The sequence below is a fragment of the Campylobacter sp. US25a genome, assembly GCF_004379075.1.
Taxonomy (GTDB): domain Bacteria; phylum Campylobacterota; class Campylobacteria; order Campylobacterales; family Campylobacteraceae; genus Campylobacter_D; species Campylobacter_D jejuni.
Genome location: NZ_RYYM01000003.1, coordinates 1 through 17,907, shown reverse-complemented (window position 1 = coordinate 17,907; position 17,907 = coordinate 1). Strand labels below are relative to the sequence as shown.

Annotated in this window: 18 protein-coding genes; 8 read left to right on the top strand and 10 right to left on the bottom strand. The window is 31.8% G+C overall.

The features are described 5' to 3' along the window. Positions 1-2: 2 nt before the first annotated feature. Genes ELQ12_RS03515 through ELQ12_RS03500 form a run of 4 tightly spaced genes read left to right on the top strand, consistent with a single transcriptional unit; the run spans position 3 to position 4,438 of the window. Positions 3-2,312: a chemotaxis protein CheW gene (locus ELQ12_RS03515; RefSeq protein ID WP_070282932.1), complete on the top strand. Its 2,310-nt coding sequence runs from the start codon at positions 3-5 to the stop codon at positions 2,310-2,312. 4 nt (positions 2,313-2,316) lie between these two features. After that, the gene (locus ELQ12_RS03510; protein ID WP_002826355.1) at positions 2,317-2,838 is read left to right on the top strand and encodes a chemotaxis protein CheW; all 522 of its coding nucleotides are present in this window, start codon (positions 2,317-2,319) and stop codon (positions 2,836-2,838) included. Beyond that, positions 2,838-3,461, top strand: a complete 624-nt coding sequence (serB, locus tag ELQ12_RS03505) for a phosphoserine phosphatase SerB (RefSeq protein WP_002861064.1) — start codon at positions 2,838-2,840, stop codon at positions 3,459-3,461. Before ELQ12_RS03510 ends, serB begins: the two co-directional genes overlap by 1 nt. After that, positions 3,461-4,438, top strand: a complete 978-nt coding sequence (locus ELQ12_RS03500) for a transaldolase (protein WP_133401577.1) — start codon at positions 3,461-3,463, stop codon at positions 4,436-4,438. Before serB ends, ELQ12_RS03500 begins: the two co-directional genes overlap by 1 nt. Here the strand turns inward: ELQ12_RS03500 and ELQ12_RS03495 are convergent, their stop codons facing one another. The 10 genes from ELQ12_RS03495 to ELQ12_RS03450 form a co-directional block, all read right to left on the bottom strand. Further along, a complete protein-coding gene (locus ELQ12_RS03495) occupies positions 4,439-4,861 on the bottom strand; it encodes a Sua5 YciO YrdC YwlC family protein (protein ID WP_134264570.1) in 423 nt (140 codons plus the stop codon). Then, positions 4,858-8,127: a carbamoyl-phosphate synthase large subunit gene (gene carB, locus ELQ12_RS03490; protein ID WP_070261201.1), complete on the bottom strand. Its 3,270-nt coding sequence runs from the start codon at positions 8,125-8,127 to the stop codon at positions 4,858-4,860. Before carB ends, ELQ12_RS03495 begins: the two co-directional genes overlap by 4 nt. Positions 8,128-8,386: 259 nt before the next feature. Beyond that, on the bottom strand, positions 8,387-9,136 hold the full coding sequence (mreC, locus tag ELQ12_RS03485) for a rod shape-determining protein MreC (RefSeq protein ID WP_070261202.1): 750 nt from the start codon (positions 9,134-9,136) through the stop codon (positions 8,387-8,389). Then, on the bottom strand, positions 9,126-10,166 hold the full coding sequence (locus tag ELQ12_RS03480; RefSeq protein WP_002861059.1) for a rod shape-determining protein: 1,041 nt from the start codon (positions 10,164-10,166) through the stop codon (positions 9,126-9,128). The genes mreC and ELQ12_RS03480 overlap by 11 nt, the downstream gene beginning before the upstream one ends. A 10-nt stretch (positions 10,167-10,176) precedes the next feature. Beyond that, positions 10,177-11,400: an ATP-dependent Clp protease ATP-binding subunit ClpX gene (clpX, locus tag ELQ12_RS03475; RefSeq protein ID WP_002874131.1), complete on the bottom strand. Its 1,224-nt coding sequence runs from the start codon at positions 11,398-11,400 to the stop codon at positions 10,177-10,179. Next, the gene (lpxA, locus tag ELQ12_RS03470) at positions 11,393-12,184 is read right to left on the bottom strand and encodes an acyl-ACP--UDP-N-acetylglucosamine O-acyltransferase (RefSeq protein ID WP_052949481.1); all 792 of its coding nucleotides are present in this window, start codon (positions 12,182-12,184) and stop codon (positions 11,393-11,395) included. The genes clpX and lpxA overlap by 8 nt, the downstream gene beginning before the upstream one ends. Continuing rightward, entirely contained in the window at positions 12,184-12,624 is a 441-nt protein-coding gene (fabZ, locus tag ELQ12_RS03465) for a 3-hydroxyacyl-ACP dehydratase FabZ (RefSeq protein WP_052949480.1), read from the bottom strand. The genes lpxA and fabZ overlap by 1 nt, the downstream gene beginning before the upstream one ends. 94 nt (positions 12,625-12,718) lie before the next feature. Continuing rightward, positions 12,719-13,810: an epoxyqueuosine reductase QueH gene (locus tag ELQ12_RS03460; RefSeq protein ID WP_070243325.1), complete on the bottom strand. Its 1,092-nt coding sequence runs from the start codon at positions 13,808-13,810 to the stop codon at positions 12,719-12,721. Then, positions 13,810-14,265 carry a thioredoxin-dependent thiol peroxidase gene (gene bcp / locus ELQ12_RS03455; RefSeq protein WP_070243326.1) on the bottom strand — a complete coding sequence of 152 codons (456 nt, stop codon included), beginning with the start codon at positions 14,263-14,265 and terminating at the stop codon, positions 13,810-13,812. The genes ELQ12_RS03460 and bcp overlap by 1 nt, the downstream gene beginning before the upstream one ends. Beyond that, complete coding sequence (locus tag ELQ12_RS03450; protein ID WP_002870857.1) at positions 14,262-14,468, bottom strand: 4-oxalocrotonate tautomerase family protein; 207 nt, start codon at positions 14,466-14,468, stop codon at positions 14,262-14,264. Before ELQ12_RS03450 ends, bcp begins: the two co-directional genes overlap by 4 nt. A 174-nt stretch (positions 14,469-14,642) precedes the next feature. Here ELQ12_RS03450 and ilvE point away from each other — a divergent pair, with 174 nt between their 5' ends. From ilvE to ELQ12_RS03430, 4 genes are read left to right on the top strand one after another with little or no spacing between them, the layout of a single operon-like run. Beyond that, positions 14,643-15,557, top strand: coding sequence for a branched-chain-amino-acid transaminase (gene ilvE / locus ELQ12_RS03445; protein ID WP_070243327.1), 915 nt, complete (start codon positions 14,643-14,645; stop codon positions 15,555-15,557). A 12-nt stretch (positions 15,558-15,569) separates the two neighbouring features. Continuing rightward, positions 15,570-16,658, top strand: coding sequence for a prohibitin family protein (locus tag ELQ12_RS03440; RefSeq protein WP_070243328.1), 1,089 nt, complete (start codon positions 15,570-15,572; stop codon positions 16,656-16,658). Between the two features lie 12 nt (positions 16,659-16,670). Then, a complete protein-coding gene (locus tag ELQ12_RS03435) occupies positions 16,671-17,201 on the top strand; it encodes a DUF2393 domain-containing protein (RefSeq protein ID WP_002870863.1) in 531 nt (176 codons plus the stop codon). Then, the gene (locus ELQ12_RS03430; protein ID WP_002861050.1) at positions 17,201-17,710 is read left to right on the top strand and encodes a DUF2393 family protein; all 510 of its coding nucleotides are present in this window, start codon (positions 17,201-17,203) and stop codon (positions 17,708-17,710) included. Before ELQ12_RS03435 ends, ELQ12_RS03430 begins: the two co-directional genes overlap by 1 nt. Positions 17,711-17,907 lie beyond the last annotated feature (197 nt).

Here is a 17,907-nt window from a genome sequence, read left to right as displayed (position 1 = left end):
ATATGGAAGATATGCAAGAAATACTTGAAGACTTTTTGGTTGAAGCTTTTGAGCTTGTTGAGCAAATCGACCATGATTTAGTAGAGCTTGAATCAAATCCAGAAGATTTAGAATTATTAAATAGAATTTTCCGTGTTGCACATACGGTTAAAGGATCATCAAGTTTCTTAAATTTTGATGTTTTAACAAAGTTAACTCACCACATGGAAGATGTTTTAAATAAAGCAAGACATGGCGAGTTAAAAATAACTCCAGATATCATGGATGTGGTTTTAGAGTCTATTGATAGAATGAAAACTTTGCTTAATTCCATTCGTGATAATGGCAACGATACTGCTATTGGTATGGATATAGAACCAATTTGCGCAAGATTAACAGCTATTTCAGAGGGAGAGTCTCCTGTTGCAGCAACAGATTCAAATGAAAAATCTACTCCACAAGCAGAACCAGAAGCACCAAAACAAGAAATAGCTACTCCAGAACCTGAAGTAGATGTTAATCAATTAAGTGATTCTGAAGTTGAAGCTGAAATAGAAAGACTTTTAAAAGTTAGAAAAGCTGAAGATCAAGCTCGTCGCGCACAAAAGAAACAAACAACAAATGCGGCACCTAAACCGACTAACAATACAGCAAATAAACCTGCAGAAAGTGGAGAGAAAAAAGTTCCTGCTTCAGGTAGCAATGCTAGCAGTATGGATCAAACCATACGCGTGGAGGTAAAAAGATTAGATCACTTAATGAATCTAATTGGGGAGCTTGTTTTAGGTAAAAACCGTTTGCTTAAAATTTACGATGATGTTGAAGAGCGTTATGAAGGAGAAAAATTCCTTGAAGAACTTAATCAGGTTGTAAGTCAATTAAGTATTATTACAACTGATGTTCAGCTTGCTGTAATGAAAACAAGAATGCAACCTATAGCAAAAGTTTTCAATAAATTTCCAAGAGTTGTTCGTGATTTGAGTCGTGAATTAGGAAAGCAAATAGAACTTGAAATTACAGGTGAAGAAACTGAACTTGATAAATCTATCGTAGAGGAAATTGGCGATCCTATCATGCATATGATTAGAAATTCATGTGACCATGGTGTTGAGGATCCAGCAACTCGTGCAGCTAATGGAAAACCTGAAAAAGGTATAGTTCAACTTAAAGCTTATAATGAAGGCAATCACATCGTTGTAGAAATTACAGATGATGGTAAAGGACTTGATCCAAATGGCTTAAAAGCAAAAGCTATAGAGAAAAATTTGATTACCGAAAGAGAAGCAGATCAAATGACAGACAAAGAAGCTTTTGCTTTGATTTTCAAACCTGGTTTTTCAACTGCGGCTAAAGTAACAAATGTTTCAGGTCGTGGTGTAGGAATGGATGTTGTTAAAACCAACATCGAAAAACTAAATGGGGTAATTGAAATTGATAGTGAGCTAGGTAAAGGAAGTTCGTTTAAACTTAAAATTCCTCTTACCTTGGCAATCATTCAATCTTTACTTGTAGGAACTCAAGAAGAATTCTATGCAATTCCACTTGCAAGCGTTCTTGAAACAGTTAGAGTACCAATTGATGATATCTATACTATCGAAGGTAAAAATGTATTACGCTTAAGAGATGAAGTGCTTTCTCTTGTGAGACTTTCAGATGTATTTGGAGTTAAACAAGTCCTTGAAAGCGGTGATCAAACTTATGTCGTTGTTATAGGGGTAGCAGAAAGCAAGCTTGGTATTATAGTAGATACTCTTGTAGGACAAGAAGAAATAGTTATTAAATCTATGGGTGATTATTTACAAAATATCCAAGGTATAGCAGGAGCTACAATCCGTGGTGATGGTAGAGTGACATTAATCATCGATGTAGGTGCTATGATGGATATGGCCAAAGAAATTAAAGTTGATATTAAAGCGCAATTAGAATCAAGTGCGAAAAAACCTAAAGAACAACCAAGTGATTATAAAGTCTTAATTGTAGATGATTCTAAAATGGATAGAACTTTAATGCAAAAAGCTTTAGAACCACTAGGAGTTAGTTTAATTGAAGCAACCAATGGTGTTGAAGCATTGAATATTATAAAATCTGGCGAACATGATATTGATGCAATGCTTATAGATATCGAAATGCCAAGAATGGATGGATACACCTTAGCTGGTGAAATTAGAAAGTATTCTAAATATCGTAACTTACCACTCATTGCAGTTACTTCAAGAACAAGTAAAACTGACCGCTTAAGAGGTGTTGAAGTGGGTATGACTGAATATATCACTAAACCTTATTCTCCAGAATACTTGGAAAATGTGGTTAGAAAAAATTTGAAACTAGGATAAGAATATGAGTAATGAAAAATTAGAGCAAATTTTGCAAAAACAGCAAACTCAGATGGCTGGTCCTGATGTCGATCAAAGAGAAGATGATATCATCCAACTTGTCGGCTTTGTAGTTGGAGATGAGGAATATGCGATTCCAATTCTTAATATACAAGAAATCATCAAACCTATAGAATATACTAGAGTTCCTAGCGTACCTGATTATGTTCTAGGGGTTTTTAATATGCGTGGTAATGTTATGCCACTCATTGATCTAGCTCAACGCTTTCATTTAGGAAGTTCTAAAATGACACCTCAAACAAGATATATTGTTTTAAGAGGTGAGACAAATGGAACTGGAGTTGGAGGAAATGCTGGTTTTGTTATAGATAGATTAACTGAAGCAATTAAAATTCACAGAAACAGAATCGATCCGCCACCTGAAACTTTAGTTAAAGACAAAGGTATGATTTATGGCATAGGAAAAAGAGATGAAAATATCTTAACTATACTCAAAGTGGAAGCTTTACTTAAGCGCGAATTTTAATGATTAAACTTTGTGTTTTTGACTTTGACGCTACTTTAATGGATGGTGAAACCATCGATATTTTAGCTACAGCACATGGCAAGGGTGATCAAACAAGCGAAATTACCCACCATGCTATGGCTGGAGAACTTGATTTTTTCGAAAGTCTTCAAAAACGAGTAAGCCTTTTAAAAGGTATGTCTTATAAAAAAGTTTTAGAATTAAGTAGCACACTTCCACTAATGCATGGAGCACATGAGCTTATCCAATATTTAAAATCTAAAAATATACAAATTGTTATTTTTAGCGGTGGTTTTCATGAAGGCATAGATCCTGCTATGCAAAAACTTGGAATTAACCTCGGTTTTGCAAATTATCTGCATCATAAAAATGACATTTTAACAGGGCTAGTTGGTGGAGAAATGATGTTTTCAAATTCAAAAGGCTTAATGCTACAACGATTAAAAAGCTTTTTAAATTTGAAAACAGATGAAGTGATGTGTGTTGGCGATGGGGCAAATGATTTGGCAATGTTTAATGAAAGTGGATTAAAGATTGCATTTTGTGCTAAAGAAATTTTACGTTCTCAAGCTGATATTTGCATAGATATAAAAGACTTAAAAGAAATAATAAAGGCAATATAATGAAAAATTTTTCTCTTTGGTGTGATTTTATAGAAAATAGTTTTTTAGATAATGAATTTTTAAATTTATTATCACATGGAATTAATGGTGCTACTTCAAATCCTGCTATTTTTAAAAATGCTATTTTAAATTCTCCAATTTATAAAGATAAAATTCTTAAATTAAAAGGAAAAAAAACAAAAGATATTTATGAAGAATTAGCAATTTCTGATATTCAAAAAGCAGCTGATAAATTAGCTCCTCTTTTTTATCAAAAAAACGATGGATTTATAAGTATTGAAATAGATCCAAGACTTCATGATAACACGACTCTTAGTTTAGGCGAAGCTAAAAGACTTTATAGTGCTATTAGCAAAGAAAATGTAATGATTAAAATTCCAGCTACAAAAGCTTCTTATGAAGTAATGTATGAACTTATGAAAAATGGTATTAGCGTCAATGCTACCTTAATTTTTTCTCTTGAACAAAGTCAAAAATGTTTTGAAGCTTTAAATGCAGGTTTAGTCGAATTTAGAAAAAACAATATAGCCTTAAAAGAACAAAATACTAGAACACCACAAGCTGTTATAAGTATTTTTGTAAGTCGTTTTGATAGACTTTTAAATCCTAAAGCCAAAGAGCAAAATCGTATTGGAATTTTAAATGCAAATTTAGCTTATAACAATATCTACTCAAAAAATGAACCTAATATTCGCGCCTTGTTTGCAAGCACTGGAGTTAAAGGAGATGATCTGCCAAAAGACTATTATATCAAAGAACTTCTTTTTGAGAATTCTGTTAATACTGCTCCTCTTGATGCAATAGAGGTATTTAAAGGAAAAATGGATTTTAAAAAACCTTTAATGAATTTTGAAATTTATACAGAACTTAATCAAATCATTTCTCAAAGTGAACGAGAAAAAGCTTGCAATGATTTGTTAAGCGATGGCATAGAGCAATTTTGTATTGCTTTTGAAGATATTTTAAAAGCTCTTTAATTAACGTATTTTTATCATTTTATTCTTTGAAAGTTTTAATATTTTTGATGGGATATTTTCGAAAAATTTATCATCAAGTATTATATCAGCAACACTTCTAGCCCATTCTTCATCAAATTCTTTTCCATGCTTATTTGCCGAAGATGAATAAAAATAGCCATTTTTACTTAAAAAATTCGCATGTTTACACTCTTTCACAACGCGAATGGCCTGATTATTTGGATAAATAAAAGTTGTTTTTTTGGAACGACGTACTAAATTTTTAAAAGATTTTGGAATTCTTGCTAAACTTTTTAACTCGCAAAATTTCGCAGAAGTGATTAAGCAAGGTTGATTTTTATCTCTACCTTTTAAAGCATTAATCTCTTCTAAATTTTTACTTAAAAATCCTACCGTAGTATCTGTTTGAGCTAAATAAATCAAGATTTAAGCCACTCTTGCAAACTCTTTACATCTAAGCAAGATTTACTCTGTATAGCTTTAATCGATTTTGCACCTGCTAAAGCTGATCGTAAATTTGTAAAATAAGGTATTTTAAAACGAATGATATTTTCACGAATTTTTTTCGTATCACCTTTAAAACTGTGACTATCGCTTGTATTGATAACTAAGTGAATTTCTCCATTTTTCAATTTATCTTCAACATTGGGGCGTCCTTCTGAAATTTTATGTACAAGCTCACACTCAAAACCACTTTCTAAAATTTCCTTGCAAGTTCCCCTGGTTGCCATAAGTTTAAAGCCAAGTTTTACATATTCTGCAGCGATTTTTTTGGTATATTTTTTATCCTTATCTTTTAAGGAGATAAATACCACGCCTTGCTCTGGAAGATGATTAAACGATGCGATTTGACTTTTTGCGTAAGAATTTGCAAAATCCTTACTTATACCCATAACTTCACCTGTTGAACGCATTTCAGGGCCTAATTCTAAATCACTTCCACTAAGTTTTGCAAATGGAAATACTGCTTCTTTTACACTCATATATTTTGGAGTTTTAGGGCGTAAAATTTTAGTATCAAAATTAACCACTTTGAAAGTATCATAAAATTTCAAAGCTTCTTTTAAATTTCCTTGCCACATCACACGCGTTGCTACTTTTGCCAAAGGGATACCCGTAGCTTTACTAACAAAAGGCACAGTACGACTAGCTCTAGGATTTACTTCTATCATATAAAGCTCATTATTATGTAAAGCAAATTGTATATTTAAAAGCCCTACAACTCCTAAATTTAAAGCAATATCTGCGGTTTTTTGTGCAATAAATTCTTGCATTTTTTCATCGATATTGCAAGGTGGTAAAGAACAAGCACTATCGCCTGAATGAATTCCTGCTTCTTCTATATGCTCCATAATTCCTGCCACATAAACATCTTTGCCATCACAAATCGCATCAACATCAATTTCTGTAGCATTGTCTAAAAACTGATCGATCAAAACAGGACTTTTATCGCTCACATCTACAGCTTCTTGCATATAGAGTCTAAGTTCGGCCTCATCATTTACCACACGCATCGCACGCCCACCTAAAACATAACTTGGTCTTACAAGCACAGGATATCCTATATCACTAGCTTTAAGCACCGCTTCTTCCACACTTGTTGCAGTGGAATTTTTTGGCTGATTGATACCTAGTTTTGTAATAAATTCGGCAAATTTCTTTCTGTCTTCTGCCATATCAATTACTCTTGCGCTAGTACCTATAATCTTAGCTCCAAAAGCACTCAAACGCTTAGCAAATTTCAAAGGAGTTTGTCCACCAAAATGCACAATCACTCCATCAGGTTTTTCACGCTCAATCACCGCTCTTAAATGTTCAAAATCAATAGGCTCGAAATACAAAATATCACTTGTATCATAGTCAGTCGAAACGGTTTCAGGATTACAATTATACATAATGGTTTTAATACCCATATCTTTAAGCGCAAAAGAAGCATGTACGCAAGCATAGTCAAATTCTATACCCTGTCCTATGCGGTTTGGCCCCCCACCTATAATCATCACTTTTTTTTCTTTTTTATCCTTAGCATCGTTTTTACTTTGAGTGAGTTCGCTTACATTGATACTTGAATAAAGATAAGGAGTTAAAGCTTCAAATTCACCCGCACAAGTATCTACTTCGCTAAATTCTGCGATGATTTTTTGCTTCATTCTCGCATAATAAATATCATTTTGGCTTAATTCTAAATTATCTTTCAAATTTACAAGCAAGGCTATCATTTTATCTGAAAAGCCCATAGTTTTTGCCTTTCTCAAAAGAGCTTTATTGTTTAAAATATCCATATCAATTTGCTCTTCAAAATCTACAATTTCTTTAATCTGTGTTAAAAACCAAGGATCTATTTTACAAAGCTCATAAAGTTCTTCTACGCTAAAACCTTCCCTAAAAGCTTGAGCAACATAAAGCAAACGCTTTTCGTTAGCGTTGCGAATTTTAAAGATAAGATCGTTTTTATCTTCAAATTTCACTCTATCAAAACCACTCAAAGAACGCTCAAGAGAACAAAGTGCTTTTTGTATACTTTCTTTAAAAGTGCGTCCTATAGCCATTACCTCACCCACACTTTTCATAGCTGTACCTAAAGTTGTATTTGCTCCTGGAAATTTTTCAAAAGTAAAGCGAGGAATTTTTGTTACAATGTAATCAATCACAGGCTCGAAAGATGCAGGAGTTCCTGTAATGTCATTTTTAATCTCATCTAAACTAAAGCCTACTGCCAAAAGTGTCGCAACCTTTGCTATAGGATAACCCGTTGCCTTAGAAGCTAAAGCACTTGATCTTGAAACTCTTGGATTCATTTCTATAACTATCATTCTTCCATTTTTTGGGTTGATAGCAAATTGTACATTACTTCCACCTGTATCTACGCCAATTTCACGCAAAATAGCAAAAGAAGCATTACGCATAACTTGATATTCTTTATCCGTCAAAGTTAATGCTGGAGCTATTGTAATACTATCTCCTGTATGAACTCCCATAGGATCGATATTTTCTATACTACAAACTATGATACAATTATCCGCTCTATCGCGTATAACTTCCATTTCATATTCTTTCCAACCTAACAAACTTTCTTCAATCAAAATTTCATGGATAGGCGATAAAGCTAAAGCAGTATTGGCAAGTTCTTTAAATTCGTCCATATTATAAACCACACCACTTCCAGCACCTCCTAAAGTATAAGAAGCACGGATCATCAAAGGAAAGCCGATTTCATCTACGGCTTTTAAAGCTTCATCATAATTATACGCATACATCGATTTTGGCAAATCCATACCGATTTTTTTCATACATTCTTTAAAGACCTGACGATCTTCGCCCTTTTTAATCGACTCAGGATTTGCGCCTAAAAATTTTACATCTCCTAAAAGTCCGCTTTCATAAACTTCCATAGCAACATTTAACGCTACTTGTCCGCCCATAGTTGGCAAAATTGCATCAATTTTTTCTTTTTTAATAATACTTAAAATACTTTCTTTTGTTATGGGTTCTATATAAGTTGCATCTGCAAATTCAGGATCTGTCATGATAGTTGCAGGATTTGAGTTGATTAATACTACACGATATCCTAACTCTTTTAAAGTCTTTGCGGCTTGAGTTCCAGAATAATCAAATTCACAAGCTTGTCCTATCACAATAGGACCACTTCCTATAAGTAAAATGCTTTTAATATCTGTTCGTTTTGGCATAAATTTTCCTAAGAGCATGAATTTGAGCTGATTATAACAAAAATTAGTTTTATAAACTTTGAAATTATTGATATAATTTTAAAAAATAAACACCCTGCTTTTAATCTAGGAAATAATACATAAAGAAATTTAAGATTTTTATAAAATTCTCATTCGATTATAAAAATTTATTTGATAATTTAACAAAATTTTTAGCATTAAACAAAGTTATAATAATTAGTAAAAATATAGAAAATTTTTAAAAAGTCTAACCCTTGACTTATAAATTATCTACTACATATAAATAAGCAGGAATACTGATCTTAACATAAGGCTTTACTTCTACACTTTGATACATATCTTCATCATCAACTCTATTCACAATCCCAACAGGGACATCCGAAAAGAAAATATTATCAAGTCCACTTGTTAAGATTTCATCTCCGACATTAATTTTCGCCCACTTTGGAATAAATTTAACCACAACCTTGCCATTTTCACCTTGAATTAAACCTGGAGCTTTGGATTTTCCTATATAAACAGAAAAAACACACTGATCATCACCTTGCAGAAGAGCCATTGTTCTGCCATCTTTATTAATAGCTATACCTGCAGTATATCCTTGATATATTAAACCGCGATTTTTACCAACGGGAATTTTGCTCCAATCTAGCCATAATTTTTTATAATCATTCAATTGAACATAAGAAATAACTCTAGTTAAAGAAACTTGAGGTAAATATTTTGTAGAATTTTGATCCTCTAAAATACGATTTAATTGATTTGCAAAGCTAGTTACCTTTACAGCAATGTCTTCTAATTCTTTATTTCTAGCTTTTAATTGCTGAATTTGATTTGCTTGATTAAAATGTTCTGAAATTTTTTCTCCCAAATAATCTTTAATATTATAAAAATTACCTATAACAAAGTCATTAACACGGAGAACATTCTGCTTGATAAGTCCTCCATAATAAAAAGATATAAAAACCAAAAAGGCTAAGACAAGAACATAAAAAATCTTATTCTTCATTGGTTAATTGTTGTAATAATGAAATTTCCTCTAAAGCTTTACCTGTTCCTTTTGCTACAGCTAAAAGCGGTTCATCTGCGATATAAACTGGCAAACGTACAATTTCACTTAAGTATTTATCAAGACCACGAATCAATGCTCCGCCACCTGTTAAAACTACACCATTTTCTACTATATCACTTGCTAAATCAGGCGGCATCATTTCAAGAACCATTTTTAAAGCATCAGCAATTTCTTTTAAATACTCACGCATCGCTTCTCTTACATCTTCGCTTGTAAGTTCAATACGACTTAAAAGTCCACTTACTTGATCGCGTCCTTTTACCACCATAGAAAGCTCTTTTGGAAGTTGTATTGCTGAACCTATAGTGATTTTGATCTCTTCGCCTGTTCTTTCACCTATGATAAGATTATATTTTTCTTTTACATAATTAACTATACTCATATCAAGCTTATCTCCAGCCGTACGAATAGACTTTGAAATCACAAGTCCACCCAAAGAAATCACTCCAATCTCAGTAGTTCCACCCCCTATATCTACTACCAAATTTCCTTTAGGCTCTTGTATAGGTAAACTTGCACCAATAGCTGCTGCCATAGGCTCTTCAATCAAAAATACCTCTCTTGCACCTGCGCTTAAAGCACTTTCTCTTACCGCTTTTCTTTCTACTTGAGTTAAACCATAAGGAACAGAAATGATAATTCTAGGGCGTAAAAAACTTTTTCTACGGTGTGTTTTTTCTATAAAATAGCGGATCATTTTTTCAGTCATATCAAAATCTGCAATCACGCCATCTTTCATAGGACGAATAGCTTCGATATTGCCTGGAGTTTTTCCCACCATATCTTTAGCTTCTTTACCTACGGCTAAAATTTTTGCTTTGGAACCATACCTTTCTCTTTCAACTGCCACAACAGAAGGCTCATTTATCACTATACCCTTATCTTTTATCAAAACTAGCGTATTAGCTGTTCCTAAATCAATCCCCATATCACTAGAAAAAAATCCTATAAGTTGATCTAATATCATTTCTATCCTTTTAACTTATTTTTCTTTTTATTAATAATGCTTTTGCATTGTCTTTAACAACTTCTTTAGTTATTACAATATCATAATTTTTATACTCTGGTAACTCAAACATTAAATCTACCATCATTTCTTCTATAATACTTCTAAGTCCCCTAGCCCCTGTTTTTCTCTCCAATGCAAGTTGTGCGATAGCTCTTAGAGCATCTTCTTCAAATTTTAAATTTACCCCATCAATAGCAAAAAGCTTTTGATATTGTTTAATAATGGCATTTTTAGGCTCAGTTAAAATTCTTACCATATCCTCTTCATTAAGCTCATTTAAAGATGCAATCACATGCAAACGACCTATAAGCTCAGGAATCAAACCAAAATGCACCAAATCATCAGGTTCGATTTTCTCAAGTAAAGCTTTATTTTCTTCTTTTGCATCATCAAAAAATCCCACAACTTTATCGCCAAGTTTTCTTTTTAAGATAGTTTCCAAACCATCAAAAGCTCCACCACAAACAAATAAAATATTTGAAGTGTCAATTTGTATAAATTCTTGATTTGGATGTTTTCTTCCCCCTTTTGGTGGAATATTTACCAAACTTCCTTCGATAATCTTAAGTAAAGCTTGTTGCACACCCTCTCCACTTACATCACGAGTAATAGAACGATTTTCACTCATTCTAGCAATTTTATCAATCTCATCAATAAAAACTATACCTTTTTGAGCTCTTTGCACATCTCCATCTGCAGCTTGTAAAAGACGTGTTAAAATATTTTCCACATCCTCACCTACATATCCTGCTTCAGTTAAAGAAGTTGCATCACAAATTGCTATAGGTACATCTAAAAATTTAGCCAAAGTTTGTGCTAATAAAGTTTTTCCACTTCCTGTTGGCCCAACAAGTAAAATATTTGACTTAAAAAGCTCTGTATCATCATCTTGAAGTTCGGCTTTAAAAAGTCTTTTATAATGATTGTATACTCCAACACTAAAAACTTTTTTAGCTCTATCTTGCCCTATGACATAACGATCTAAATAAGCTTTTAATTCTTTTGGAGTGATATCTTTAAATTCTGTATTATAGCTTTGTTTAGGTTCTTTAAATTCTTTTTCTTCTCCATAAATAATACTATAAGCACCTTCAACGCAATATTCACAAATAAAAGCATCATCATTTTCATTTGCTAAAATTCTTCTTTGTGGATTCTCCACTTCATTGCAAAAACTACATTTTCTAGGCATTATTTTTACCCCTATAGACAGGAATTCCGCGCTTTGTTTCTAATATAAAATGGCACATTTTTTTAACATTTTCACTTTCTTGATTTTCAAGCAAATTTTTAGCATTTTCTTTTAAGTCTCCTTGCCTAAATAAAGTTTTAAAAGCTCTGCTAAGTCTATCTACTTCATCTTTATCAAAACGACGACGAATACCTACTAAATTTAAACTTCTAATACTTGCACGATTTCCTTCTGCTAAACAAAACGGTACTATATCCTGAGAAAGTGCACTTGCTCCTGCTATCATACAACCCTCGCCTACTTTGACAAATTGATGAATAGGTGTAAGCCCGCCTACAACCGTAAAATCTCCAAGCTCTACATGTCCTGCTAAAGTTGCATTATTAGCTAAAATAATATTATTACCTAAAAGACAATCATGAGCAATATGACAATAAGCCATAATAAAAGCATTATGGCCTATACGAGTAAAACCATCTCCTTTAGCTGTACCTGAATTTATCGTTGCAAATTCTCTAATAGTTGCATTTTTTCCTATAACAACACCGCTTTTTTGCTCTTCTTTATAAGATATGTCTTGAGGAATATCGCCTACTATAGCATAAGAAAATACACGAGAATGATCACCTATAGTTGTATCTGAAAGAATTCGAGCACCTTGTTTGATGACAACATCATTACCTATTTTAGTATCTTTACCTACATAAGCATAAGCTTCTATTACAACATCATCACCAAGTTGTGCGCCCTCTTCAATCACCGCGCTTGGATGAATTTTTTTCATTATTTATCCACTATCATAGCTTTAAGCTCGGCCTCTGCAACTAAATTTCCATCTACAAAAGCTTGCCCTTTAAAAATCCACATATTACCACGATTTTTAACCACGCTCATTTCATAATCAAGCCTATCTCCAGGACGCACAGGATTTCTAAATTTTGCTCCATCTATACCTGTGAAATAAACTACTTTACTTTTTGGATCCACTTTATCTTCCATGCTTTCAAAAGCTAAAACTCCGCCTGTTTGAGCCATACCTTCTAAAATCAAAACTCCAGGATAAATAGGATGTTCTGGAAAATGCCCCATAAAAACATGGTCACTTATACTGATGTTTTTATATCCTCGAACCACTTCTTTAACTTTTAATTCTGTAATTTTATCTACTAGTAAAAAAGGATAACGGTGCGGTAAGATTTCTTGAATTTGCATTACATCTATCATTATTAAATTAACCTTGAAAACAATTAAAAATTTTATTATATAAAAAAATCATTAAAAATTACATTAACAAAAAAAGTTTTTCTTAATAAATTTCTTAAATTTCTACAAGCACCTCTTGATTATCATGATAAATTTCACTTTTTGCTATCACTTCATATCTTGAAGGTAAAATATTTTCAAGGATGATAATAGGGCTAAGATTATAAGTTCCAAACAATTTATTACGCCATTTAGTTTCTGCTTGCACACTCAAAGGTCTTTTTAAAAAATCTTCAAAATTTTTCCATTTGTTTTTAAAAAATGCATTAAAACGCCAAAATTCAACAAAAACCATTTCATCTTTAGTGCTTCTATAAAAGCCTTCTTTTAAATTTTGTTTTAAATTTTCCTCATCCAAAGAAAATCTTGTATAAGCGTTTTTAAAATGCGAATAAAATAAAATATGAGATTTAACAGGCTTTTTATCTAATTTTATTAAAGCACTTAAAAGACGATAATTTAAAAATTTCTCTCTTAAAATTTCAAATTTTATACCTTTTTTTTCCCATAAAACTACTTTTTTATAAAGAGCTATTCTTGCTTCTATACTTGCAGGTAAAATTTGCTTATTTGCAGGAGACATTAATTCATCAATAAAATTCTTATCTTGTTTTTGTTTTTTAAGCCCATAAATACAACCACAATAGTTTTGATGATAAAGCATTTCTTTTTTTGCTAAAGCAAACTGCCTTTGAGTGCCGCCATTTTTACGAAAATCAGGAGCTAAAAACTCTACTCCATAAGGCTCACATTCCTTTTGTAAAGCATTTTTTAACTGTTCTAAATCTTTTTTAGGGCTGGTTAAAAGGGTAGTAGTAAGCTTTTTTTCTCCTATTTTAGCAGCAAATTTAACACTAGATCCCATTCTTACATCAAAGCAAATTTCACACCTTGCACCTTTTTCAGGCTCATTTTCATAACCACGCACAGCATTAAGCCATTTTTCATACTCATACTCACCTTTATAAAGCTTGATACCAAGTTTATCACAAGATCTTTTTACATCTAAAAATCTTAGTTCGTATTCGCTTAAAGGATGGATATTTGGATCATAAAAATACCCTATGATTTTTTCATTAGGATAAGTTTTTCTAAGTTCTTCAACAAAATAATGACTATCTACGCTACAACAAATATGCACTAGCATTAAAGACTTTCAAGCACTTTTAAAGCATGATCTTTCACACGCACATTGCTATAAATTTGAGCAATCTTACCTGTTTCATCGACAACAAAAGTAGAGCGGATAAGACCTTCGTATTCTTTTCCGTAATTTTTCTTAAGTCCCCAAACTCCATAAGCTTTAGCAACTTCTTTTTCACTATCGCTAAGTAAAATATGCTTTAAATCAAATTTAGAGATGAATTTTTCATGACTTGTCACACTATCAGGACTGATACCAATAATCACTGCATTTTTATCATTAAATTTATCATAATTTGCACTAAAATCACAAGCTTCTGTAGTACAACCTGGGGTATTATCTTTTGGATAAAAATACAAAATCACCTTTTTGCCAATAAAATCTTTTAAGGCTATTTTTACCCCGTCTTGATTTAAAAGCTCAAATTGAGGTGCTTTATCTCCTATGTTTAAACTCATTTACTTGCCTTTGCTTTGATAGCTTCAACGCTTTCTCCACCAAAGCCTATGTCATAATTTTCTACATCTTCTAAAACCACCACAACTCTTTCTTTGCTTTTATTATATTTTTTACTTAAAAGCTCAGTAATATCAGCTATAAGTTCTGCTTTTTGCTCTTTGCTTAAAGCCGGTTTTGCTAATTTAATATTTACTAATGGCATTGTTTCTCCTTTTTAACGATAATTTTTTATAATTATTTCAAAAAATACCTAATATTTTTTTTAACAAAAAACCTTAATTTAATAAAAGCTTATTGTTAGTATATTTTTGATAAAATCCCGATTTATTCTTAAAATAATATTTTTTAAGAAATAAACAACTATAAAAGGTAAAAAATGATCTCAGCAGATAAAATTTGGATGGATGGAAAATTAGTTGATTTTAAAGATGCAACTTTACACTTTTTAACCCACTCTTTGCATTATGGCAATGCTGTTTTTGAAGGAACTAGAGCCTATAAAACAGATAAAGGATTGGCAATTTTCAGACTTGAAGATCACACCAAAAGACTTTTAGAGTCTGCAAAAATTACTCTTTTAAATTGTCCTTTTTCTCAAAAAGAGCTTGAAAATGCACAAATTGAACTATTAAAAGCAAACAATTTTAAAAGCAATGTCTATATCCGCCCTTTGATCTTCTTAGGCGATGGAGTTATGGGACTTTATCATATAAAAGCTCCTGTAAGAGTTGGGATTGCAGCTTGGGAATGGGGTGCTTACCTTGGAGAAGAAGGTTTAGAAAAAGGCATAAAAGTAAAAATTTCGTCTTTTGCAAGAAATAGTGTTAAATCATGCATGGGAAAAGCTAAAGCAAGTGCGAATTATCTTAACTCTCAAATTGCAAAATTTGAAGCTATTGAAGCAGGCTATGAAGAAGCTTTGATGCTTGATGAAGAAGGTTTTATCGCAGAAGGAACAGGAGAATGTTTCTTTATTGTAAAAGATGGGGTTTTAATCACACCTCCAAATGATTTTTCTTTAAAAAGCATTACTCAAGATACAGTGCTTAAAATCGCTCATGATCTTGGTGTCACTGTGCTTCGCCAAAGAATTTCAAGAGATGAAGTTTACACTGCTAATGAAGCATTTTTCACCGGAACAGCCGCTGAAATCACACCTATTAACAATATTGATGCAAGAATAATAGGAAATGGTTTAAGAGGATCTGTAACTAAAAAACTTCAAGATGCTTATTTTGATGTAGTTTATGGACGCAATCAAAAATACGCATCTATGCTAACTTATATTTAAAAAAGGAAATAAATGCCAGCTGATTTGAATGATTATTTCAATAAAAAAAATGGAAATTCTAACAATAACGGAAACAACAACCGTCAAAATTTCAATTTCAAAACACCAGAATTTAATTTTAAAGGTTTTGGAAAATTCTCTCCGCTTATTTATGGGGTGATTATTATTATCTTATTTTTAATCGTTGCAAAACCTTTTATGGTAATAAATTCTGGAGAAATGGGGATTAAATCAACAACAGGTAAATATGACCCAAATCCATTAGAACCAGGACTTCACTTTTTCTTACCTTTTGTACAAAAAATAACCATAATCGATACTAGAGTAAGACAAATCAACTATGCTTCTATAGAGGGAAGTAATGAAAATTTATCTTCAGGTTCAGGTGTAATTAATAAAAATAGTATTTCTGTACTTGACTCTCGTGGATTGCCTGTATCTATTGATGTTACAGTACAATACCGCTTAAATCCTTTGCAAGTTCCTCAAACTATAGCTACTTGGAGCTTAAATTGGGAAAATAAAATTATTGATCCAGTTGTTCGTGATGTAGTGCGAAGTGTTGTAGGAAAATACACAGCCGAAGAACTTCCTACTAATCGTAATACAATAGCCACTCAAATAGAAGAAGGTATAAGAAAAACCATAGAAGCCCAACCAAACGAACCTGTAGAACTTCGCGCTGTACAACTTAGAGAAATTATTTTACCTTCAAAAGTAAAAGAACAAATCGAACGCGTGCAAATTGCAAAACAAGAGGCTGAAAGAACTAAATATGAAGTAGAAAGAGCTAATCAAGAAGCCTTAAAAAAAGCTGCCTTAGCTGAAGGGGAAGCAAATGCAACTATAATCAGTGCCAAAGGTAAAGCTATGGCTGTTAAGATAGAAGCAGATGCACAAGCTTATTCTAATAAAGAAATCGCAAACAGCTTAAACACTCCTTTACTAAATTTAAAGCAAATTGAAACTCAAAAAGAATTTAATGAAGCTTTAAAAGTCAATCAAGATGCTAAAATTTTCTTAACTCCAGGTGGAGCAGTACCAAACATTTGGGTTGATACCAAAGATGCTAAAAAGCAAAGTTCTGCCAACATGAACTAAAAGGATACGCAAGTGGAAAAACTAAGAGAAATCGTGCTTTTTTACACTACTCATTTATATTTAGTAGATTATATGCTGATTTTATTAGTTTTTTTTCTCTTCACTTGTGTTTTACTTCTTTGTGTATTTTTACGCCATAGACCTATAGCAGCACTTTTTATTATTGCATTTGATATTATTGTTTGTTTTTTAGTTTATATCTATGGGTATAAACTAATAGACAATGAAGTAAGAACTCGGAAAACCGCTATTACGGATCAAAAAATAATACAAAGTTCAAATGATTTAATTGTTGATTTTAACATTACAAATAATTCAAAAAATAATTTTAAAGAATGTAAAATTACAGCTAAAATTTTTGCGGATAAAATACCTAATGATAATATCATAGAAGAATATAAAAAGAAATTTATCCCTTTTAGACAAAAAAGTAGAGAAATTAAAGATCTAAAGAAAAATGCAACCCAATTTCAAAGAATTGCTTTCGAAAATTTTAACTATGAAAATAACTATACCATACGCTTAGTTTCGGAGTGTTTTTAATGCATTTTACAATTTTTCATATTATAGCTTTTATCATTTTACTTATTTGCTTTGCCTTGATTTGTATTTTAATCTTTCTAAAAGTTAAACAGAAAGAAATGGCTTTGATTTCTTATACCATAGCTACTATTTTTACCGCACTTTTGATATATTCTATTTTTCTAACAATCAATCAATTCACCACTCAAGCCGATCTTAGCAAACTAACCTACACAAGAGATCTAAGACATGAAAGTGTTATCGTAAGCGGAAAGGTTCAAAATCTTACTAAATTTGAAATCAGAAAATGCTATTTGATACTTAGCATATTAAATCAAAAAAAAGTAGGGGGAGAAATTTTCAATGATAAAAATATTCGCAATGCCAAAATGCAAAATACAAGTGTTTCTTACACTATAGAAATTATAGACAAACTTCCAGGTAATACTTATAAAGAATTTAGAGCCAGTGTTCCTTTTCCTCCAAGTTTTGATAACCCTGAATTTTATCACACTCTAAAATGTATTTGATTTAGAAAATACTTAATATTGACAATTAGAATTTCTCTATACCACATTTCATTAAATCTTAAAGAATTAAACATATATTATTTTATATAGATAACTAGCTTTTTAGCTAGTCATCTAAGATTAAAACCTCTTCTTCTTAACATCTTCTAAGATATTATTAGCTATATCACTTACTGTACTAGAAATAATAGCTGATT